Genomic DNA, 21,420 nt, shown 5'->3' on the forward strand with positions numbered 1-21,420 from the left:
TAAGGGTAGCGGTGCCTGACCGCTTTACGCTCTGGTTAGGCTAACCTACATTAAGTGGGTAGGGGTGCGACGCGTGCACCCGCCGGGAAACTGAGGAGCGATCAGGTGTCAGTTGCAGCAGCGTCGTGTACGGGTTGGGCCGATGTGCATCGATTCTCGAGTCGATTCGGCGGGGCGGCGCTGTTGGCCGACTCGTGTGCGACCCTGCGTGCACTCAACCCCGATTACCCGCGGATGTACGCGGTGGCAGCGATGGCGAACGAGGGCAAGCGCCGTTGGTGGCAGTTGGCGGTGGGTCTCGACGACGGTCGCGTCGAGCAGATGTACCGGCGATCGCTCGAGGATCTCGACGTTCCCGAAGCTGCGGCAGTGCAGGTCGCTACGGCTCTGATCCATGCCGTCGTCGGGCGCGTGGCCGCGCTGCTGGTGTTGGAGGCACGAGCTTGGGATCCGGGCATCGACAATCTGTGGATCCACATGGACAGTGACGGCGGGATCGATTGGGCAGGAGTGACATCGCCGATCCTGCGCGTGCTACCCGAGGATCCCGCCGCGGGTGAGCCCGGCACGGTCACACTTCCGTGCGAACAGGCTCTGTTGGTCTGGACTGCACATCGATGCACGACGTCGCTCGGCGCGGTGTTCCGCGCGATCGCCGACCGCGCACCGCTGGATGCGCGTGTCTTCTGGGCTCTGGTCGGCGACGCCATCCTGGGGGCCTCGACGTATGTACCGATTCTGGCTGGGGCGAGCGCATCGGCAGGTGCGCGCCGGGGTCAGATGCTGCTCGACGCCATGGTCGCGGCCGAGGCACCCGTGCGGTCACGCGTCGGCGTTCCTGGCCGCGCGAGACTGCGGGCATCATGAAGGCCTTGTGCCGAAACTAAGGTTTGCCTATGCTGACTTCGTACCAACGGACCGCGCCGGAGTCCTGAGGGCTGCAGTGACTCCCGGTCCTTGCCACGGTGGGCCTCTCGTTCTTCGCGAACGAGAGGCCCACCGATTTTTGTGGGTCCATCGTCGTGTATCTCTGAACGGGAGCCGACTGCCGAGTCGGCCACCCTCTCGACGCAACCGGAAGGCACAGCAATGACGGACTCGAACGGCACCACGGGGGAGACCTCCTTCGACACCATGACGCCGGAACAGCTCACCGAATTGTGTGCACGAGGATTCGACGGGGTCATCGGCCTGCGGTACCTCGAGGTATCCGGCGACGAGGTGCGCGCGGAATGGACCGTCAGTCCGCAGCTCCACCAGCCGGCCGGAATCATGCACGGCGGGGTTTTGTGCTCGGTAGTCGAGTCGGTGGCGAGTATCGGCGGATCGGCCTGGTTCGGCTCCAGGGGGCACGTGGTCGGAACCAACAACAACACCGACTTTCTGCGCGCGACTCGATCGGGAACCCTGGCCGCGCACGGACATCCGATTCATCGGGGCCGCACCCAGCAGCTCTGGCAGGTCGACATGACGGACGAGAGTGGACGCCTGGTTGCTCAGGGCAAGGTCCGGCTGGCGAATATCGAAAACACGGCGCATCTGGGACAGTGATGCCCATGACGGGACACAGCGACAGCGCCGACTCTTCCATCCGGCCGGGCGCAATTTCACTGACTGCCGACGCCTTCGATCGCCTCGAATCACTGTTCGGTCCCATCGACGACGAACTCGCGCAGCATTATCCGGGCGACCGAGTCGGTGGCCAGCCCTCTCACACCGTCTACGTATCGGCCTCGGATGCGTCGGCGGCTGTGCCCGCCGAATGGGGTGCTGCCGCTCTGGCAATCCTGGACGCCCACCCCGAGGTGTTCGCCGGACTCGACACCCAGAACGCCTTACCCCTCGTGCGCGACCGGCTCGGAAGTGCGCCCATCCAGGACCTCAGATTCGATTTCGAGGACGGTTACGGATGGCGATCCGACGCCGTCGAGGACCGCCACGCGACCGCAGTCGGGGCAGCACTGTCCACTTTGGCCGAAGATCCGGCCGGACCGACGTGGCTCGGGATCCGCGCCAAAGGGCTTGCCGCACATGAGCGTCGGCGTGGGATTCGCACCCTGGAGCTGGTCCTGGACGGAGCCGGGGGAGTACCCGACGGCTTCGTGTTCACCGTACCCAAGCTCCGTGCCGCCTCGCAGGTAGCCGCTGTGGTCGCCCTGTGCGAGGAACTCGAACGTGCGCACGGCCTCCCCGATCGCGCCCTTCGCTTCGAGCTGCAGATCGAGAGCCCGCAGGCGGTGATCGGGGCCGACGGAACGGCGACCCTCGCGAGGGCGATCACCAGGGCGGACGGCCGCTGCACCGCCCTGCACTACGGGACCTACGACTACAGTGCCGCCTGCGGAATCACCTCTGCACAGCAGTCACTGGCCCATCCGGTGGCGGACCATGCGAAGAACGTCATGCTGGCGGCAGCGGCGCAAACCGGGGTATGGGTGTGCGACGGTTCGACTCAGGTGGTGCCGACGGGCGATTCCGCGCAGGTGGCCGCGTCCGCACGTCGACATTTCGAGCTGGTGACCAGATCCCTCGAGCGTGGTTTCTATCAGGGCTGGGACATGCATCCCGGCCACCTGGTGACGCGATGGGCGGCGACATTCGGCTTCTTCCGTCAGGCCATGCCGGTCGCTGCTGCTCGGCTGGGCAGCTACCTCGACCGCCAGGGTGGTGAGGTGATGGACGAGCCGGCGACAGCGCAGGCGTTGGCAGGCGTTCTGGTGCGGGGCCTGGATTCGGGCGCGTTCGGCATCGCCGAGTTGCAGAACGTGGCTGCCGGCATCGACCGAAACGTGCTGCGGGGACTGCTCGATCGATCGGTGACCGTGCCGCTCGGATGAGGTGCGTCGGCGCGCTCCGCTGCCGGCGGGTCGTAAGCGTGTCAGAATTGCCGGGCACCATCACCGATCGGGACGGAGAACTTCAATGCGATTGTCTCCGCACGAGCAGGACCGACTGCTCGTCAGCTACGCGGCCGAGCTCGCTCGGCGTCGCCAGGCACGCGGCCTCAAACTCAATCACCCCGAGGCGATCGCGGTCATCACCGATCATCTCCTCGAGGGTGCCCGCGACGGCCGGTCGGTCGCAGACCTGATGTCCTCGGGTCGCGAGATTCTCGGGGCCGACGACGTCATCGACGGCGTGCCCGAGTTGCTCCCCGAGGTGATGGTCGAAGCGACCTTCCCGGACGGCACGAAACTGATCACGGTGCACGAGCCGATCTCTCCGAAGCGGGGTGACGGTCACCTGATTCCAGGCGAGATCATCACCGTCGCAGGCGACATCGAGATCAACGACGGCGCCGAGGTGATCTCCATGGCCGTCGTCAATGCGGGAGATCGGCCGGTACAGGTGGGTAGCCACGTGCATTTCCCGCAGTCGAACGCAGCTCTGCAGTTCGACCGCGAGCGGGCGCACGGCTGTCGCCTCGACATCCCCGCCGGCACGGCGGTGCGTTTCGAACCCGGCATCGAACAGACGATTCGGCTCGTTCCCCTCGGTGGCACGCGCGAGGTACACGGATTGAGCATGACACCTCCCGGAAAGTTGGACAGCTGATGGCGCGTATGAGTCGCAGTCGATACGCCCAGTTGTTCGGCCCCACCACGGGTGATCGAATTCGCTTGGCAGACACAGATCTTGTGATCGAGGTCACCGAGGACCGCAGTGGTGGCCCCGGCAATGCCGGTGAGGAGGCCGTGTTCGGCGGTGGCAAGGTGATCCGTGAATCGATGGGTCAGTCCCGAGCCACCCGCGCCGACGGCGCTCCCGATACGGTCATCACCGGGGTTGTCGTCGTCGACTACTGGGGAATCATCAAGGCCGATCTCGGTATTCGCGACGGACGCATCGTGGCGCTGGGGAAGGCGGGCAATCCCGACACCATGACCGGGGTGCATCCCGATCTGGTCATCGGCCCGTCCACCGAGATCATCGCGGGCAACGGGAAGATCGTCACCGCAGGCGGTATCGACTGCCACGTCCATCTGATCTGTCCGCAGATCAAGGAGGAGGCTCTCGGTGGTGGCATCACCACGGTGATCGCAGGCGGCACCGGCCCCGCCGAAGGCAGCAAGGCCACCACCGTCACCCCGGGCGCATGGCACCTGTCTCGGATGCTCGAGTCACTGGACGACTGGCCGATGAACATCGTGCTCCTCGGCAAGGGCAACACGGTCAATCCCGACTCGATGTGGGAGCAATTGCGCGCAGGCGCATCGGGTTTCAAACTGCACGAGGACTGGGGATCGACCCCGGCCGCGATCGACGCGTGCCTGCGAGTGTGCGAGGACGCAGGCGTTCAGGCAGCGTTGCACTCGGACACTCTCAACGAGGCCGGATTCGTCGAGACCACCCTCGATGCGATCAGGGGACGCGGAATTCACGCGTATCACACCGAGGGTGCGGGCGGCGGGCACGCACCCGACATCATCACCGTGGCGGCGCAGCCGCACGTCCTCCCCAGCTCGACCAACCCGACGCGGCCCCACACCGTCAACACCCTGGACGAGCATCTCGACATGCTGATGGTGTGCCACCACCTCAGTCCGTCGATTCCGGAGGATCTGGCCTTCGCCGAGAGCCGAATTCGGCCGTCGACCATCGCGGCCGAGGATCTGCTGCACGACATGGGTGCGATCTCGATGATCGGCAGCGACGCTCAGGCGATGGGCCGGATAGGCGAGGTGGTTCTGCGCACCTGGCAGACGGCCCACGTGATGAAGTCTCGTCGCGGCTTCCTCGCAGGTGACAACGGAGCCGACAACAACCGAGTCATGCGCTACGTCGCCAAGTACACCATCTGCCCGGCCGTCGCACATGGCCTCGACGACGAGATAGGTTCGATCGAGCCGGGCAAACTCGCCGACCTGGTGCTTTGGGATCCGGCATTCTTCGGGGTGCGTCCCCACATGGTCATCAAGGGCGGCATGATCGCCTGGGCTGCCATGGGCGATGCCAACGCGTCCATCCCGACCCCACAACCCGAACTGCCACGTCCTATGTTCGGGGCGTCGCCGAAGGCAGCCGCCGCGACGTCGCTGCATTTCGTTGCCCCGCAGGCGATCGAGGACGGACTGGCCGGACGTCTGAACTGCGATCGTCGGTTGGTTCCGGTCAAGAACGTGCGCGGTGTCAGGAAGTCGGACATGGCACTCAACGACGCTCTGCCCGACATCCGAGTCGATCCCGATACCTTCACGGTCCGTATCGACGGGGACGTGTGGACGGAGCAGCCGGCAACCGAACTGCCGATGGCGCAGCGATACTTCCTCTTCTGATGCCCGATGCCCGACTGCAGGTGACCACGCTTCTCTCGCTTGCGGATTCACGGCTGCCCACCGGTGGCCACGTGCATTCCGGCGGCGCGGAGGAAGCGATCGCCTCGGGCTTCGTCCGAGACATCGCGACGCTCGAGGCGTTTCTGCGACGCCGCATCCGAACCTCCGGGGCCACAACGGCGTCCATTGCCGCATCGCTGGTGTACGGGTCGTCGAGCACGGACGAGGCAGATGCCGAATCCGACGCACGAACACCGTCCCCTGCCGCGAGGTCTGCTTCCCGTGCTCAGGGTCGCGGATTGCTTCGGTTGGCCAAGTCTGCTTGGCCGCATCATGATTGGGCGGCAATCGGCCGCAAGCCGCATCTGGCCGTTGCCGCCGGGCACGTCGGACTCGCGGCGGGCCTGTCGGTTACCGACACGGCCGCCGTGCAGGTGTACATCACCATGACCGGGTCGGCGATTGCCGCCCAGCGTCTGCTCGCGCTCGATCCGGCCGAGGTCGCGGCGTGCACCATCCGGTTGGGCGACTTCTGCGACGACGTGACCTCGGCGGTGTGCGAGTGCCTGCCGGAGCTGATGGAGTTGTCGGATCCGTTGCTGGACATGTTCGCCGAAGCCCACGCCGTCCGCGATCGGCCGTTGTTCGTATCCTGAGTACGGATCCATTTTTTCTCTAGCGACAAGGAGTTCGACATGCCCCCGCACCTGATCGACGGTGAGCCCCACGACCACGGTTTGGATCGGCCCAAGCGCGCACGGGTGGCAGGTGACGCGCTGCGCGTCGGCATCGGTGGACCCGTCGGTTCCGGGAAGACGGCGTTGGTGGCTGCACTGTGCCGCGAACTGCGCGACGAACTTTCGCTCGCCGTACTCACCAATGACATCTACACCACCGAGGATGCGGACTTCCTGCGTCGGCACGCCGTGTTGCCCGACGAGCGCATCACGGCGGTCCAGACCGGTGGATGCCCACACACCGCGATCCGAGACGACATCACGGCCAATCTCGACGCCATCGACGATCTGATCGAGAACAACCCGCCCCTGGATCTGATTCTCGTGGAATCCGGTGGCGACAATCTTACGGCGACGTTCTCGTCCGGTCTGATCGACGTGCAGATATTCGTCGTCGACGTTGCCGGGGGAGACAAGGTGCCGCGTAAGGGCGGTCCCGGTGTGACTTTCTCCGACCTGTTGGTCGTCAACAAGACCGACCTCGCTCCGTACGTCGGAGCTGATCTCGGTGTCATGGAACGGGACGCGGCTCAGGTACGCGAGGGGCGCCCGACTGCGCTGATCTCCCTCACCGACGATCCGGCGGCGACCATGGTGCTCGAGTGGGTGCGGGAGCAGCTGAAGGTGATCGCCGACGCCGACGCACATGCCCACACGCACTGAGCGTCGATGCACACAGAGCTCTGCATCGACGCGAGCCGCAGCCGGAGCCCACGCATCACCTCGGTGGGTGGACTCGCCGGCCGACAGACGGGACCGGACACGGTTCACCTGATCGGAACGGCGGCAACTCCGCTCGGCGGCGACACCATCGTGGTCAGAATTTCGGTGGCGGCCGGCGCGCACCTGGAGGTGCGCAGTGTCGCGGCGTCGTTGGCGATGCCCGGTGGGCTGCACCGTCACTCCTCTGCGCAGTGGCACTTCGAGGTCGGTGCAGGTGCGTCGCTGGTCTTCGACCCGGAACCGATGGTCGTCGTCTCCGATGCCTCACACTCGGTGATCAACACTGTTGTGCTGGAACAGGATTCGACTCTGTGGTTGCGGGAACGAACGCAGATCGGCCGCTTCGAGGAAGCGTCGGGACAGTGGAGCAGTGCGATGCGATGCGACGTCGGAGGCAGCCCGCTGCTGCGTCATCGAGTGGAACTGGGTGCGGGATCGGTTGCGCACGACGCGTTGTCGGCACCGCTGTCGATGTCCAGCACGCTGAGGTATCCCGATACTCGGGCGTCCGAGGTCGATCTGGCAGACGGTTCCGTCCGGCTGGCGCTAGCCGGAGGCGGTTCGCTGAGTACCTCGGTGGGGCGTCGTCTACAGCCTGTCGATTCGCTCGGCTGAGACAGCCCTGACAAACGAACGACGCACGGGCCGACGGAATGTCGTCGGCCCGTGCGTCGTAGTCGTAGCGACGGGTCAGCTGCTGATCAGCCTGCGGCCTTCTCGCGTTCCTGCTCCTGATCGGCTGCGTCCGTCTTGACGGCACCTGCACGTTCGAGGGAGTTGAGTTGCTCGATGGCCAATCGCGCGAACACCTGCTGTTCGGTCGACGCCATCTGCGCGCGGCCCTTGCCGAGGAACGTCACGAACCACGAGATGACGGTCGTGATGCGGCTGCGGTAGCCCACGAGGTAGTACAGGTGCAGAGCGAGCCACATGAGCCAGGCGATGAATCCACCGAACTCGAGCTTGCCGACCTTGGCCACGGCGTTGAACCGCGACACCGTCGCCATCGAACCCTTGTCGAAGTACTTGAACGGGGCCCGCTGAGCGGGATCGTCTTGGCCCTTGACCGACGCCTTGATCAGCTTGGCAGCGTAGGTCGCTCCCTGAATGGCACCCTGCGCCATGCCCGGAACGTCCTTGACCGACATCAGGTCGCCGACCACGAACACGTTCGGGTGACCCTTGACGGTGAGGTCCGGTTCGACCAGCACGCGTCCGGCGCGATCGGTCTCGGATCCGGACTGGTCGGCGAGCTGCTTGCCGAGGGGGCTGCCCTGCACGCCTGCGGACCAGACTTTGCACTGCGCCTCGATACGACGCGTCGTGCCGTCCTTCTCCTTGACGGTCAGGCCGTCGTTGTCGACGTCGGTGACCATCGCGTTGAGCTGGATTTCCACGCCGAGCTTCTCGAGCCGCTCGGCAGCCTTGCGGCCGAGCTTCTCGCCCATCGGCGGCAGCACGGCGGGAGCGGCATCGAGCAGGATGACGCGGGCGTCGCGCGGATCGATGTTGCGGAAAGCTCCGTCGAGGGTGCGATCGGCGAGCTCGGCGATCTGCCCGGCGAGCTCGACACCGGTGGGACCCGCGCCGACGACCACGAAGGTCATGAGGCGGTCCTTCTCCTCCTGATCGTCGGAGAGTTCGGCCTGCTCGAACGCACCGAGGATGCGTCCTCGAAGTTCGAGTGCATCGTCGATGGTCTTCATGCCGGGCGCGAACTCGGCGAAGTGGTCGTTGCCGAAGTAGGACTGCTGTGCGCCTGCAGCGACGATCAGGCTGTCGAACGGAGTGACGGTGATGCGTTCGAGGAGCTTGGACGTCACCGTCTTGGCCTCGAGATCGATGTTCAGCACGTCTCCGAGCAGCACCTCGGCGTTCTTCTGCTTGCGCAGAATGACGCGGGTGGTGGGAGCGATCTCGCCGACGGACAGAATGCCTGTCGCGACCTGATAGAGGAGAGGCTGGAAAAGGTGGTGTGTCGTCTTGGCGACGAGGGTGATGTCGACGTCGGCTTTCTTGAGCGCCTTGACGCCGAACAGACCTCCGAACCCGGAACCGATGACGACGACGCGGTGACGCTTCGATTCGAGCGGTTGGATGCTCATTACCTGCTCCCTAACGATTGCGGTGTGCGGTCAACGGTAGTCGCCATCGATCGCGGCGTCTCGACAAGGTCGTGGTGTCTGTGGTGGCAGTGCACACCTATCGGCCGGCTGCTGCGCGCTTCGCCAGTTCCACGGTCGCGGCTCGCAGTTCGGCAGCCGAGCCGATCGGAGTCGCATAACCGACCCTGGTGTACGCGATTCCGCGCGGCGTGTGCACCTTCAGATCCAGTCCGTAGCGGTCCGCTGCCGTGCACTCCGCGGACGTCGCATCGGGAAAGCCGCCCAGTTCGCGGGCCATCGCAGTCAGCGACGTCGAGTGGTCGGCGTTGAGGTGCTCGACCGCGTACGCGGAGGTCGGCGACACCGGATCGGGCGCGGCCTGGGAATACGCTTCGGCAGTTGCAGAATCCATCCGGCCGTATCCGCCGACCCACCGGACCCGATGCACGCGCATGACCCAGAGCGTGAAATCGCTGTAGTCGAGGTAGTACTTCGCCGCCGGTACGCCGTCGAGGTGCGCCGCGCGTGCTGCGGCCAGCTCGTCGCCCTCCGGCCGCTCGACCACACCTGCCAGCGTGATTCGGCCCGACGCCAGCGGATCGGTCTGCGATTGCGGTGCCACGATCGACAGGCTCATCCGTTGATCACCGGTGAGGTTGCGTCCATGTTCGGCCATTCGCGAGACACACAGAACGGGAGCGCCGTCGAGCAATCCGTATGTGACGAACGAAGCCCAGGGATCGCCGTCCGCGGTCAGGCTCGCAAGAGTTGCGGTGTTGGTGGACGCAGCGATCGTGCGTGCTTCCTCGGCCGCGGACGGCCGACGGTCCTCGACGACGGGGGCCAGGGGAGGGGGAACGGACGGGGCGTCACCGGGATCGCCATGATCGAGTGCCATGCGCAGAAGCTTACGGCGACGACCTACAGGAGGTCTCGGGCATGAACGAGCGCGTCGGCGACGAGTGCGACACCGAGTACGACGAAGATGACGCGCACCGTCGGCGGGCCGTACCGCGTCAGAGCCCGCACGGTCGCGGTGAACGCCCGCCGGGAACGTCGACTCTTTCTCGACGCCAGAATCAGAACGAGGATGGGCGGTAGCAGCCCGATCAGGCAGTACACCACGACGATGGCCGGCCACCACGGCGGACGGGGATCGTAGGTGGAGAGCATCGTCAACCCGGCGAGATACGGCACTGCCGTCGGGCCCTGCACCAGACCGATCGTCAGTCCGGTCAGGGCAACGACGGGAATGCTCGAGCCGGCTCGGGCTGCCCACGCCGGTGGGCGGCGTTCGGTGGTGCGCAGTGCACCGAGACCGATCAGCACCAGCCCCACAACCAGTTCCGTTCGATACCGGAGCGTGGCAGTGATGGTGATGTCGAACAGATCGGTGAAGAAGTCGATGCCGAGAACGGTGAGGATGCCGAACGTGGTGGTCGCCGTGAACACTCCGCCGACGAACGCCAGCCCGGCTCGGAAAGGAGACCGGCGGGTGGTTCTCGAGTGCACAGCTATGGCAGCGGTCACGCCGATCAGCAGCACGTCGAGTGAATCGAGTAGCGCAAATCCGACAAGCGCAAGCAGCAAGGTCACCATGGAGGGTCCAGGATATCGGTCAGTCGAAGGTGACCTTCTCGGTGACGACGGCCTCGGCGGTCCGGCCGGGAGCGGTCTGGTTGTCCCAGTACATATTCGTGTGCGCGATGACCTGCGCAGGTGGCGGTGCGCCCCACTCGGTCAGATCCTCGGCAGTGTGTGCGTCGCTCACCAGCGTCACGTCGTATCCGCGGACGAGGGCACCATGCAGCGTGGACCTGATGCAGAAATCCGTGTGCGCTCCGGCGATGACGACATGCCCTACACCGGAGGCGGCGAGCTCGGCTTCGAGACCGGTGTCCTCGAAGGCATCGCCGTGCTTCTTGTGGACGATCGGATCGCCCGGAACCACGGACAGAGCGTCGAGAAGCTTCCACCCGTCCGTTCCGAAGCGCAGCTCCTTCTCGGCGGAGTGCTGCACCCAGATCACCGGCGTGCTCGTCTCCCGTGCACGCGAGACCAGAGCCACGAGGTTGTCGATGACGCGCTGCCGCTCGTGGACGCCGACCATCACGTCGTTCTGCACGTCGACGATCACCAGTGCGGTTGCGGTCCGGTCGGGCAGGATGGTCACGGCATCTCCCTTGTTCTCGTGTTCGGTTGCACGTCAACTCCCGACATACGTGGCCAAGTGCTTGCCCGTCAGGGTCGAACCGTCCGCCACCAGATCGGACGGCGTGCCCTCGAACACGACCAGTCCGCCGTCGTGCCCGGCACCGGGACCGAGATCGATGATCCAATCGGCGTGGGCCATGACGGCCTGATGATGCTCGATGACGATCACCGACTTGCCCGAGTCGACCAGCCGGTCCAACAGCCCGAGGAGCTTGTCGACATCGGCGAGGTGCAGTCCGGTTGTGGGTTCGTCGAGCACGTAGATCCCGCCCTTGTCGGCCATGTGCGTCGCCAGCTTGAGGCGTTGGCGTTCTCCACCCGACAGCGTGGTCAACGGCTGGCCGATCTTCAGGTAGCCCAGCCCGACGTCGTTCAATCGCTGCAGAATCTTGTGTGCCGGGAGCAGTTTCGCCGGCCCGTCGGAGAAGAATTCCTCGGCCTCGGCGACCGACATCGACAACACCTCGTCGATGTTGCGCCCGCCGAAGTGATATTCGAGTACCGAAGCTTGGAATCGCTTGCCCTCGCACTCCTCGCACACCGTGGCCACCCCGGCCATCATCGCGAGGTCGCTGTAGAGGACGCCAGCGCCGTTGCACGTCGGGCACGCGCCTTCGGAGTTCGAGCTGAACAATGCGGGTTTGACGGCGTTCTCCTTGGCGAACGCCTTGCGGATCGGTTCGAGCAACCCGGTGTACGTCGCGGGGTTGCTCCGCCGCGACCCGCGTATCGCCCCCTGATCGACCGACACCACATCGTCTGTCCCCGAGAGCGATCCGTGAATGAGCGAACTCTTGCCCGAGCCTGCGACGCCGGTGACGACGACCAGTACTCCGAGTGGAACGTCGACGTCCACGTCGCGCAGATTGTGGGAGTTCGCGCCGCGGATTTCGAGTACTTCGGAGAACTCGCGCACCGATTCCTTCAGTGATGCCCGATCGTCGAAATGCCGACCGGTGACGGTGTCGCTCTGCCGCAATCCGTCGACGGTGCCCTCGAAACAGACGTGCCCGCCCGCGCTTCCCGCACCGGGGCCCAGATCGACGACGTGGTCTGCGATGGAGATCGTCTCGGGTTTGTGCTCGACCACGAGTACGGTGTTTCCCTTGTCCCGCAACTGAAGCAGCAGGTTGTTCATCCGCTCGATGTCGTGGGGATGCAGACCGGTGGTCGGCTCGTCGAACACGTACGTCACGTCGGTCAACGAGGATCCGAGGTGGCGAATCATTTTAATACGCTGGGCCTCTCCACCGGACAATGTTCCCGACGGACGATCCAGGCTCAGGTAGCCGAGCCCGATCTCGACGAACGAGTCGAGGGTCTCGCCCAGTGTGGTCAGCAGCGGTGCCACCGACGGTTCCTTCAGGCCGCTCACCCACTTCGCCAGGTCGCTGATCTGCATCGAACATGCGTCGGCGATGTTGACGCCCTTGATCTTCGACGACCGAGCACCTTCGTTGAGCCTGGTTCCGAGGCAGTCCGGGCAGGTGGTGAAGGTGATCGCGCGTTCGACGAAGGCGCGGATGTGAGGCTGCATGGCGTCGACGTCCTTGGACAGGAACGACTTCTGAATCTGCGGCACGAGCCCCGAATAGGTCAGATTGATGCCGTCGACCTTGATCTTCGTCGGTTCGCGATAGAGCAGGTCGTCGAGTTCCTTCTTGGTGTACTTCGAGATGGGCTTGTCCGGGTCGAAATACCCGCAGCCGCGGAATATTCGGCCGTACCAGCCCTCCATGCTGTAGCCGGGGATCGTGATCGCGCTCTCGTTGAGCGACTTGCTCGCGTCGTAGAGAGCGGTCAGGTCGAAGTCGCTGACGGAGCCTCTGCCCTCACAGCGTGGGCACATGCCACCTGTCACGGTGAAGGACTTCTTCTCTGTGGTCTGCCTGCCGCCCTTGTCCACCTTGTACGCACCTGCACCGGACACCGACGCGACGTTGAACGAAAAGGCCTGTGCGGAGCCGATGTACGGCTTTCCGATTCGGCTGAACAGAATCCGCAGCATGGCGTTGGCATCGGTTGCGGTGCCGACGGTGGAGTGAGGATTTGCGCCCATGCGCTGTTGATCGACGATGATGGCCGTTGTGAGTCCGTCCATGACGTCGACATCCGGGCGGCCGAGCGTGGGCATGAATCCTTGTACGAAGGCACTGTAGGTCTCGTTGATCATGCGTTGTGATTCGGCCGCAATCGTACTGAAGACCAGCGAGCTCTTTCCTGAGCCGGAGACCCCGGTGAACACGGTCAGTCGCCGCTTGGGCAGCTCCACATCCATGTCCTGGAGATTGTTCTGCCGCGCCCCCTGAACACGAATCGAATCGTGACTGTCGGCAGCATGCCGTGCCGAGCCCTCCGAGACCTTCTTCGTCGCCATGAGCAGTCACGCTAGTCGTACCGAAACCTGCTCGCTGCTCGATTCCTGATCGAATCCGGTGGCGGACAGGGCCGTGTCGAGTCGGCTCAGGTCGGCCGCCGAGGATGCGAGAAGTGGGCGTCGCACGGTCGCGTCGGAGATGACGCCGATCCTGACGAGCGCGGCCTTCGCCGTGATGGCCCCCTGCGTCGTGCGCATGACGGCGTCGGTCAACGGCAGGAGCGATCGCTGTACTGCGTTCGCTCGGTCCAGGTCGCCGACGCTGATTGCCGCGATCAGCTCGGCGTAGCGGTCTGCCACCACGTTTCCGGTGACGCTGACCAATCCTGTTGCACCGGAGGCGAGGTAGGGCAGTGCGAGTTCGTCGATTCCGCAGTAGTACGCGAGGTCCGTCGAGTACATGACGGTCATTGCCTCGTACAGATCACCCTTGGCGTCCTTGACAGCACCGATGAGGGGGTGGTGAGAGAGCTCGACGAGCGTCGACGCCTCGATCGCCACACCTGTGCGCGCCGGGACGTCGTACGCCATGACCGGTAGCCCACCTGCCTCGGCGATGGCGACGATGTGCTCCGCAATGCCGGCCTGAGTGGGGCGCGAATAGTAGGGAGCGGTGATGAGCAGTGCGTCGGCGCCGGCTGCCGCCGCGGACCGTGCCATCTCGATCCCCGCGGCGGTGTTGTTGGTGCCGATTCCCGCGGTCACGCGAAGAGCGTGACCGGAGTGCCTGCGGGCTCGAGCGATCAGCTGCGAGATCTCGTGGCCCGTCAAGGTCGGTGCTTCGCCGGTCGTTCCGGCGATGACGACGCCGTCGCATCGTGTAGCCAGCAGGTGTGCGAGAAGGGCATCGACGCCCGCAAGGTCGAGTGAACCATCGGGGTGCATCGGGGTCGCCATGGCGACGAGGTTCGTGCCGAAGATCGTCGAGGCCGGCGACGGAGCGATGGTCATGGTCCGAGTGTGGACTGCTCGATACATGAGGTCCAGCGAAGTATTTTCCGCATTACTGCGTACTGTTGCTTCATGATCGACATGGGTGCTTTGCACGCCCTGCGCGCTGTGGCAGCTCTGGGCACTCTCGCGCGGGCCGCCGACGAGCTCGGCTACACCTCCTCGGCGATCTCCCAGCAGATCAAACGACTCGAACGGCAGATCGGCACGCCGGTACTGGCCCAGGCCGGTCGGGGAGTCGTGCTCACCCCCGCAGGTCGGGCGGTGGTCGAGTCCGCAGGGGACGTGTTCGACGCTCTCGAACGGTGCGTCGAGGCTGCTCGATCCGCCGACGAGGGCGTCGCACGTGGGGTCGTTCGGTTGGTCGGCTTCTCGACCGCAGTTCGTGGGCTGCTGGCACCCGCGCTGATCGAGCTGAATCGACGGTATCCCGATCTGACGGTGCACATCAGCGAGGAGGATCCCGACCGCGCACTGCACAGCGTGTCTGCCGGGACCGCAGACCTGGCGCTGGTGCACGATGCAGACGGAGTATCCGCGCCCGCTCCGCCCTCGGTCGTTCGGCAACGGATTCACACGGATTTCGGCGACGTGATCATGAAGCGCACCCACCCCCTCGCCCACTGCGAGATCGCGTTGACCCATGCCGAACTCGCTCGGTACCCGTGGGTGACGAGCCCGGCCGGGACGGTGTGTCACCAGTGGTTTCGGCGGCTGTTCGCCGATACGTCCGCCGAGGTCGACGTTCGCCATCTCGTGGACGACTTCTCCACGCAACTCGCGCTGGTCGAAGCGGACGATGTCCTCGCTCTCGTGCCTCGCCTCGCGCGTCCGGTGCTCGGTGCAGGTCTCGTCGCGGTTCCGCTCGAGCGCGCTCCTGCTCGTGAAGTGCAGGCCGCGTGGCGGCGCAGCGCCGATGCCAGCCCGGCAATTCATGCCGTGCTGGACGTCCTCGACGCGGCCTCGCGCTGACTGGCCAGAACGACCAGATGGCCGGTCGCTCGCGTCATCGCCACGTACTTGTCGACGGCACCGGCGATTCCTGATCCGAACGAATCCGGGTCGATCAGGACGACCAGATCGAATTCGAGGCCCTTCGTCAGCTGCGGTGTCAGCGAGCGGATGCGCTCCGACGGAGTAATCGTGGGATCGCCGATGACGCAAGCGATTCCGTCGATGTTCGTCTCGAGCCAGCGATCGAGGATCGAGGCCAACTGTGCCGCGTCTCCGTACTCGACGGGCACTCCGGTACTGCGGATGGAGACCGGGACATTCGCGTCCGGTAGCGCCGCACGGATCACCTGCTCGGCTTCGGCCATGACTTCCTGCGGGGTGCGGTAATTGACGCCGAGGGTGGCAATCCTGACCCGGTCGAGTCCGACCCGTCGAAGTCGTTCGCGCCAGGACCCGGCGAATCCCAGGCGCGCTTGCGCGCGGTCTCCGACGACGGTGATGCTGCCCGACGGGCACCGGCGCAGGACCATGTGCCATTGCGCGTCGGTCAATTCTTGCGCCTCGTCGACGACGATGTGTGCGAACGGCCCCGCCAACGGATCCGACGGGATCTCCTCGAAGCCCGCCGAATCGACGAGCGCATCGCAAATCCCGTCCTGCCGCAACTGCGCAGCCATCATCTCGTCGTCGTCGGCGGCCATGAGTTCATCGACGACGCGGTCCATTCGCGCGCGCTCGTGTACAGCTGCCAGCTCCCGACGCCGAGTGCGCCGTGCATGTTCAAGATCTCCCAGCCGCATTCGTGCGGCGTCGAGCAGCGGGAGATCGGCCACCGTCCATCGCGTCGGATCGGGTCGTTGTAGTGCGTGGACGTCCTCGGGGGCGAGCCAGGGTGCGCACGAGCGAAGGTACGCCGGCACGCTCCACAGGTCTGCGACGAGGTCGGGAGCATTTATGATCGTCCAGGATCTTTCCAGCTCCGCGCGTAGAGACTCGTTGCTCTGCAGTGACTTTCGTATGTCGGTCGGGTCCTCGTCGCCGTCGTAGCGGTCCATCAGAATCGTCAGCAGCAATTCCCAAACCTGTTCGCGAGCCTCGTTGTGTGGAGTGCCGGGGTCGGGTGCCTCGAAGGCCTCGGCCCAATCGGCCGCAGTCAATGTCAGATCGGCCCATTCGGTCTCCACGATCATGGTCCGAGTCGGTGGCTGCTCGTAGAACGCAACGGCCGCGTCGATCGCCACGCTCATGCTCTCGGTCGCCTTCAATTGCGCCACAGAAGGATTCGTCTCGTCGATCGCGTTCGTTCCTTCGGCGACGAGATCTCGAAGAGTACAGGTCTGCACACCGTCCTCGCCCAGACTCGGTAGGACGTCGGAAACGTAGGCGAGGTACGGCTCGTGTGGGCCGATGAACAGCACGCCGCCGCGGCTGTGTCCGAGACGCGTCTCCGTGTACAGCAGATACGCGGTGCGATGCAGGGCGACGACGGTTTTCCCGGTTCCAGGACCACCGTCGACGACCAGCGCGCCGCTGGCGTCCGATCGAATGATCGCGTCTTGATCTGCCTGGACGGTGCCCAGCACGTCGCGCATTCGAGGTGAACGCGCCGCACCCAGACTAGCGATGAAGGCGGACTGATCGTCCAGCGCAGCATCGGTGATCGGTTCGGTCAGATCGAACACCTCGTCCCAGTAGTCGGTGATGGTGCCGTTCGTCCACCTGTATCTACGACGACTTCGCAGCCCCATGGATTGGCGTGAGTAGCGCCGAAGAACGGTTCGGCTGCGGGGGAGCGCCAGTCGACGAGGAGTTGCTTGCCCGCGGTTCCCAGCAGTCCGAGTCGTCCGATGTATACCGGCTCCTCCGCGTCGGTGGTCACGACGCGACCCAGGCACAGATCGACTCCGTACCGACGCAGTGAACGGAGACGGCCGCCCAAGCGGTGTATCTCGAAGTCGCGTTCCATCACTTCTCGGCCCATACGGCCCGACGACTTCTGCGCTGCCTCCAGCCGTGCCGACGTGTCGAGACGAGACTTCTCGATACTCGAGCGAATAGCTGAAAAGTGTTGCTCGTCTTGGCCGATCAATGCCGAGTCACGCTTGCGCGCGAGATTGTCGGGTAGGTCGAAAACACTCGGGTACGCATGTTTCACAGGACTCCGATCAATTGCTACGTGGCTGCAGCGTGCAATTCTGAGCCCTGTACGGGGTCTTGCCGCAAGCCCCTGGGTGCGCTATACATTGAAAGGGGAAAAGAAGTAACAGTCGCTCTCGATCCCGTCCCCAGACACCAATGCCGACGAAACCGGCTGTGCATCAGATGATTCGAAGTCAGGATCAGGCCACAGGTGCGCGGCCGGCGAACTGCCCCTCGCGGTCGGGGTTCATCGATCGCCGAGAAGCAGATCGGCGATGGCTCCGGCACCGACCGGCCGACCCAAGAGGTATCCCTGCGCGAAATCGCAGCCGGTGGCGGCCAGCGCGTCGAGTTGCTCCTCGGTTTCGACTCCCTCGCCGACGACGGTGACGTCGAATGCGCGGGCGAGCGAAACGATGGCCGAGACGATCGCGCGAGCCCGAGGGGCCGGCAGCCGCGCTATGTACGACTTGTCGATCTTGAAGCACTCGAACATGGGGTAGCGGTCGAGATACGACATGGAGCTGTGGCCTTTGCCCATGTCGTCGAGCAGGAGAGCCACCCCCATGGCGTGCAGGGCGGAGACGGTGTCGGCGACCCGTTCGGTGTCGGCGACCCACACGGTTTCGGTCACCTCGAGGCCGAGAGCGAAGGCAGGCAGTCCCGTCTCTTCCAGTACCGAGGCGACCTCGGTGGGAAAATCGGGATCGCGGAGTTGAAGCGCGCTGACGTTGACGCGGACCACGATGTCGGAGAACGTTCGCCACCGCGCCGCGGCCGTGCATGCGGTACGCAGCGCCCACGCGCCCAACGGCGTTGCAAGACCAGTCCTTTCGGCGACTCCGACGAACTCGCTCGGTTCGATGGGGCCGAGTTCGCGGTGATTCCAGCGGGCGAGCGCCTCCACGGCAACGATCTTCCGGGTGGCGATGTCCACCAACGGTTGGTAGGCGAGAGTGAGTTCATCGGCGAGCAGTGCCGCTCGGAGATCGATCGACAGCGATCTGATGCGATCCGCGTCGTAGAGATCGGTGGGATCGAACACTGCATGCCCACCGGTACCACTGTCCTTTGCGCGGTACATGGCCAAGTCGGCGCGGTGGATCAGCTCGTGCCGACTCGAATTCGGTTCGGACACCGCGATACCGATGCTGGCGCTCAAGGGGATGGGCACGTCTTCGGCGGAGAAGGGAACGGCGATGGAACTCGAGATGTGTCGAGCGAGTTCCTCCGCGTGAGCAACGCTGTCGACGCCTTCACAGACGATCAAGAATTCGTCTCCGCCCAGGCGCGCGATGGTGTCGGCGTCTCTGATGGCCGAGGCGAGCCGCTCGACGAACTTGACCAACGCCCTGTCCCCGGCGTCGTGTCCCAGGCTGTCGTTGATGATCTTGAAGTCGTCGATGTCGAGCAGAAGCAGTGCTACGGTCCCTGCCTGTTGTCTGGCACGGTCCAACGCCGAATCTATGACCTCGTACGCGAGGGTGCGGTTCGGCAGACCGGTCAGGGCGTCGTGCGTACTCCGTCGTCGCAGTTGGAGTTCGAGGTCGATGCGTCGAATCGCCGCGGATACGATGCCGGCCACCGAACTGAGAAACGACACTTCTTCGTCACGATAGAGGCGGGCCTCGGCGCTGTGGATGGAGAGAACTCCCCATGCTTTTCCGGCGGCGGTGAAGATGGGGACTCCGACGCCGCTGCGGAGGCCGAGAGAGATCATCGTGTCGGTACGGAAACGATTCTCGGCGTGACTGTCGTTGCACACGACAGGCTCCGAGAGCGTCAGTACGAATCCCACCAACGAACCGTTCCCGGACGGAACGTTCTGACGCACGCCGAGTGCACCGCTGGCCGCGTCCATGGTCAAGTACGGATCGCTCGGGTGCTCGAGATGGCCGATGGCGGAGTTGCCCACGCCGATCAAGGTGGCGGCGGTGTCGGTTGCTGCAGTGAGCAACCTGGGTAGCTCGGCGATGACGGCGAATCGGCTCAGATCGGCGAGAGCCTTCTGCTCCAGCGCGTGACGACCGGCGATCACCGCGTCGGCCGCCATCCTGGCACTGCGTTGTTCCACCGTGTGTCGGTGCCTGATGGTGGATGCGACCACGTCGGGGCCACCGTCCTCACGACTGATCACATAGGAAGACACCACGACCGGCATGCCGGTACCGGTCACGTGATGGCGCAGCTCGCAGTAGCCCTCCCACTTGCCTTCGGAGAGCAGACCGGCGGCGATGTCGTCGGTGAGATCGAGTCCGTCGGAAGTCAGCAGATCCAAGGCCGACAGTTGGCCGATATCGGCCACGTCCGTGACCCCGATCAGCTCCGAACCCGCAGGATTGATGTACAGAATCTTCCCCGTGAAATCGGACAGCGCAACGAAATCAGGGGAGCGTTCCAGAAAGGATCGAAGACTCACCGGATCGCCCGGGAGATCGAACATCGGCCCTCCGATCCGTGTCGCCCGGGATACGTGCGGCTCCGGGTCCATGTTATTCGTCGTTCGTGGCCAGTGTGCCCGAACAGCCCGTGCCGGGTATCAGTCTGTCCATTGTCGTGCCTCGACGGTATGTCGAGCGACGAAGAGCGCCACATTTCCCACCATCGTGACCTCTACCTGCTCGAATCTGTCGGCCAGGACTTGTCGTAAGCCAGGCAGGTCGTCGCGCCGTTCACCGCACGCCTTGTACGTCTGTTCGACGCCGATCACTGTCGATCCGAACAACCCGGGCACCGCACGACCGTCCGCTGTCCGGCACGAACGCTGCCCGACACGAACGCGAGCGACGAATGGATGTGCGACGTCGTCCCCGAAGTGGTTGTCGCCGTTGATGATTACGGTCAATCGATCGACGTGAGCACAGAGTGCAGGGGAGTGGGGTCGATTCGTCGTTGTGCGGCCGACCCCGGCTGATGGCTGTGCCGGTCGGACAACGGGCCGTCTGTCGTCGCCGATGGCGGTGATGGGACTCAGGCTCGGCGTCGCCGGTACAGCGGCGGTTCGTTCGGATGCTGGGTGGTCGAGATGGCGCCCGGTGACATGCAGTTCAGCCCAATTCGGGTGTGGCACCGAAGGTCGGACTCCACGTCATGAGGGGCGGTCGCGACGGCGATGGTTCCGGGTGGCCGTGGGCGATGACATGAAGCTCGGCGATATGAGAATCGAACGCTTCCCGTCCGGCACCTGTCAGCTTCACCCACGTCACTCTCCTCGAGTCCGAACGTGACAGCGACGCAGTCTTCTTCATCGAGACGTAGCCCGCGTCGGAGAGCGCTTTGAGATGTTTCGACAGCGACGCGTCGCTGATCTCGAGTGTGTCGCGTATGACCGCGAAGTCGATTTCGTCGATTCGCCGCAGAATTCCGCAGACGCGCAGGCGGATTGGAGCATGTATGACGGAATCGAATTTCGGCCCGAAACCGGGATCTTCGGTCACGATCAGTTACTCCTGGACCGGCGGCCGGTGAGCTGCCGGACGCCTCCAGCGTGCAGATGGGTGCGGTACACGCCGTCGAACAGACGACCGCCGAACAGCACGACGACGAAGCACACGGCCTGCGGCACAAGTACCCACCACGCAGACAGTGACGCCACCACACCGTAGGACACGCTCAACAAGCCGAGCACGCTCACCAGGAGCCCGATGAGAACACCCCATCCCACCATGCCTACTGCCGCCGGTCGCACCCCGGATATCCGGGGGTAGAGCAGAGCCAATGTCGCGGCTGCCGCTACCGGGAGAGCGGCGAATGCGGCACCCACGTTGCTGTCCGGCAATACCGGCGTTCCTACGTGCAGAGCGGTCACGGCGGCGAAGACCGGGTAGAACCAGGACGGTGCAGCGAGACGATCTGCGAGGGAGACGCGATCGGCGTGGAGCGCACCCAGCAGATCGCGCACGTCGTCCGGCGACTGATTGCTTTCCATGTTGGCAACTCTAACA

At 64.7% G+C, this 21,420-nt stretch carries 18 protein-coding genes and 1 pseudogene; 9 read left to right on the forward strand and 10 right to left on the reverse strand.

Annotation, left to right across the window (positions count from 1 at the left end; all coding sequences use genetic code 11):
• Positions 1–144 precede the first annotated feature (144 nt).
• The 8 genes from R4P47_RS14020 to R4P47_RS14055 all read left to right on the forward strand — a co-directional run bounded on the left by R4P47_RS14020 (position 145) and on the right by R4P47_RS14055 (position 7,351).
• Positions 145–867 carry a hypothetical protein gene (locus R4P47_RS14020; protein ID WP_317785062.1) on the forward strand — a complete coding sequence of 241 codons (723 nt, stop codon included), beginning with the start codon at positions 145–147 and terminating at the stop codon, positions 865–867.
• A 267-nt stretch (positions 868–1,134) separates the two neighbouring features.
• Positions 1,135–1,551, forward strand: a complete 417-nt coding sequence (locus R4P47_RS14025; RefSeq protein WP_269594223.1) for a PaaI family thioesterase — start codon at positions 1,135–1,137, stop codon at positions 1,549–1,551.
• Positions 1,552–1,556: 5 nt separating this feature from the next.
• Positions 1,557–2,837, forward strand: a complete 1,281-nt coding sequence (locus R4P47_RS14030) for a DUF6986 family protein (protein WP_317785044.1) — start codon at positions 1,557–1,559, stop codon at positions 2,835–2,837.
• Positions 2,838–2,922: 85 nt separating this feature from the next.
• Positions 2,923–3,555 carry an urease subunit gamma gene (locus R4P47_RS14035; protein ID WP_094670151.1) on the forward strand — a complete coding sequence of 211 codons (633 nt, stop codon included), beginning with the start codon at positions 2,923–2,925 and terminating at the stop codon, positions 3,553–3,555.
• Positions 3,555–5,276, forward strand: a complete 1,722-nt coding sequence (locus tag R4P47_RS14040; RefSeq protein WP_317785045.1) for an urease subunit alpha — start codon at positions 3,555–3,557, stop codon at positions 5,274–5,276. The genes R4P47_RS14035 and R4P47_RS14040 overlap by 1 nt, the downstream gene beginning before the upstream one ends.
• Positions 5,276–5,932, forward strand: coding sequence for an urease accessory protein UreF (locus tag R4P47_RS14045; RefSeq protein ID WP_317785046.1), 657 nt, complete (start codon positions 5,276–5,278; stop codon positions 5,930–5,932). Before R4P47_RS14040 ends, R4P47_RS14045 begins: the two co-directional genes overlap by 1 nt.
• A gap of 39 nt (positions 5,933–5,971) precedes the next feature.
• Complete coding sequence (gene ureG, locus R4P47_RS14050) at positions 5,972–6,676, forward strand: urease accessory protein UreG (protein WP_094641747.1); 705 nt, start codon at positions 5,972–5,974, stop codon at positions 6,674–6,676.
• A gap of 6 nt (positions 6,677–6,682) precedes the next feature.
• A complete protein-coding gene (locus R4P47_RS14055; protein WP_269594077.1) occupies positions 6,683–7,351 on the forward strand; it encodes an urease accessory protein UreD in 669 nt (222 codons plus the stop codon).
• 86 nt (positions 7,352–7,437) lie between these two features.
• On the opposite strand, the gene R4P47_RS14060 is transcribed toward R4P47_RS14055, so the two are convergent.
• The 6 genes from R4P47_RS14060 to dapA form a co-directional block, all read right to left on the reverse strand.
• Positions 7,438–8,841 carry an NAD(P)/FAD-dependent oxidoreductase gene (locus tag R4P47_RS14060; RefSeq protein ID WP_269594078.1) on the reverse strand — a complete coding sequence of 468 codons (1,404 nt, stop codon included), beginning with the start codon at positions 8,839–8,841 and terminating at the stop codon, positions 7,438–7,440.
• 97 nt (positions 8,842–8,938) lie between these two features.
• A complete protein-coding gene (locus tag R4P47_RS14065; protein WP_269594079.1) occupies positions 8,939–9,739 on the reverse strand; it encodes a HugZ family protein in 801 nt (266 codons plus the stop codon).
• 23 nt (positions 9,740–9,762) lie between these two features.
• Entirely contained in the window at positions 9,763–10,440 is a 678-nt protein-coding gene (locus R4P47_RS14070; RefSeq protein WP_094641753.1) for a GAP family protein, read from the reverse strand.
• A 19-nt stretch (positions 10,441–10,459) separates the two neighbouring features.
• On the reverse strand, positions 10,460–11,014 hold the full coding sequence (locus R4P47_RS14075) for an isochorismatase family protein (RefSeq protein WP_317785047.1): 555 nt from the start codon (positions 11,012–11,014) through the stop codon (positions 10,460–10,462).
• Positions 11,015–11,047: 33 nt separating this feature from the next.
• A complete protein-coding gene (locus R4P47_RS14080) occupies positions 11,048–13,432 on the reverse strand; it encodes an excinuclease ABC subunit UvrA (RefSeq protein ID WP_317785048.1) in 2,385 nt (794 codons plus the stop codon).
• Between the two features lie 6 nt (positions 13,433–13,438).
• Positions 13,439–14,383: a 4-hydroxy-tetrahydrodipicolinate synthase gene (gene dapA / locus R4P47_RS14085; RefSeq protein ID WP_317785049.1), complete on the reverse strand. Its 945-nt coding sequence runs from the start codon at positions 14,381–14,383 to the stop codon at positions 13,439–13,441.
• 72 nt (positions 14,384–14,455) lie between these two features.
• Here dapA and R4P47_RS14090 point away from each other — a divergent pair, with 72 nt between their 5' ends.
• Entirely contained in the window at positions 14,456–15,355 is a 900-nt protein-coding gene (locus R4P47_RS14090; protein ID WP_317785050.1) for a LysR family transcriptional regulator, read from the forward strand.
• On the opposite strand, the pseudogene helR reads toward R4P47_RS14090, so the two are convergent.
• From helR to R4P47_RS14110, 4 genes and pseudogenes are all read right to left on the reverse strand, one after another.
• Positions 15,316–17,492, reverse strand: a pseudogene (helR, locus tag R4P47_RS14095) (RNA polymerase recycling motor ATPase HelR). The gene R4P47_RS14090 and the pseudogene helR sit on opposite strands and share 40 nt — an antisense overlap.
• Before the next feature lie 231 nt (positions 17,493–17,723).
• Entirely contained in the window at positions 17,724–19,919 is a 2,196-nt protein-coding gene (locus tag R4P47_RS14100; protein ID WP_317785051.1) for an EAL domain-containing protein, read from the reverse strand.
• A 604-nt stretch (positions 19,920–20,523) separates the two neighbouring features.
• Positions 20,524–20,913: a transcriptional regulator gene (locus R4P47_RS14105; RefSeq protein ID WP_317785052.1), complete on the reverse strand. Its 390-nt coding sequence runs from the start codon at positions 20,911–20,913 to the stop codon at positions 20,524–20,526.
• A 2-nt stretch (positions 20,914–20,915) separates the two neighbouring features.
• Positions 20,916–21,404, reverse strand: coding sequence for a hypothetical protein (locus tag R4P47_RS14110; protein ID WP_317785053.1), 489 nt, complete (start codon positions 21,402–21,404; stop codon positions 20,916–20,918).
• Positions 21,405–21,420 lie beyond the last annotated feature (16 nt).

Source organism: Rhodococcus sp. IEGM 1370, from assembly GCF_033142325.1.
Taxonomy (GTDB): Bacteria; Actinomycetota; Actinomycetes; order Mycobacteriales; family Mycobacteriaceae; genus Rhodococcoides.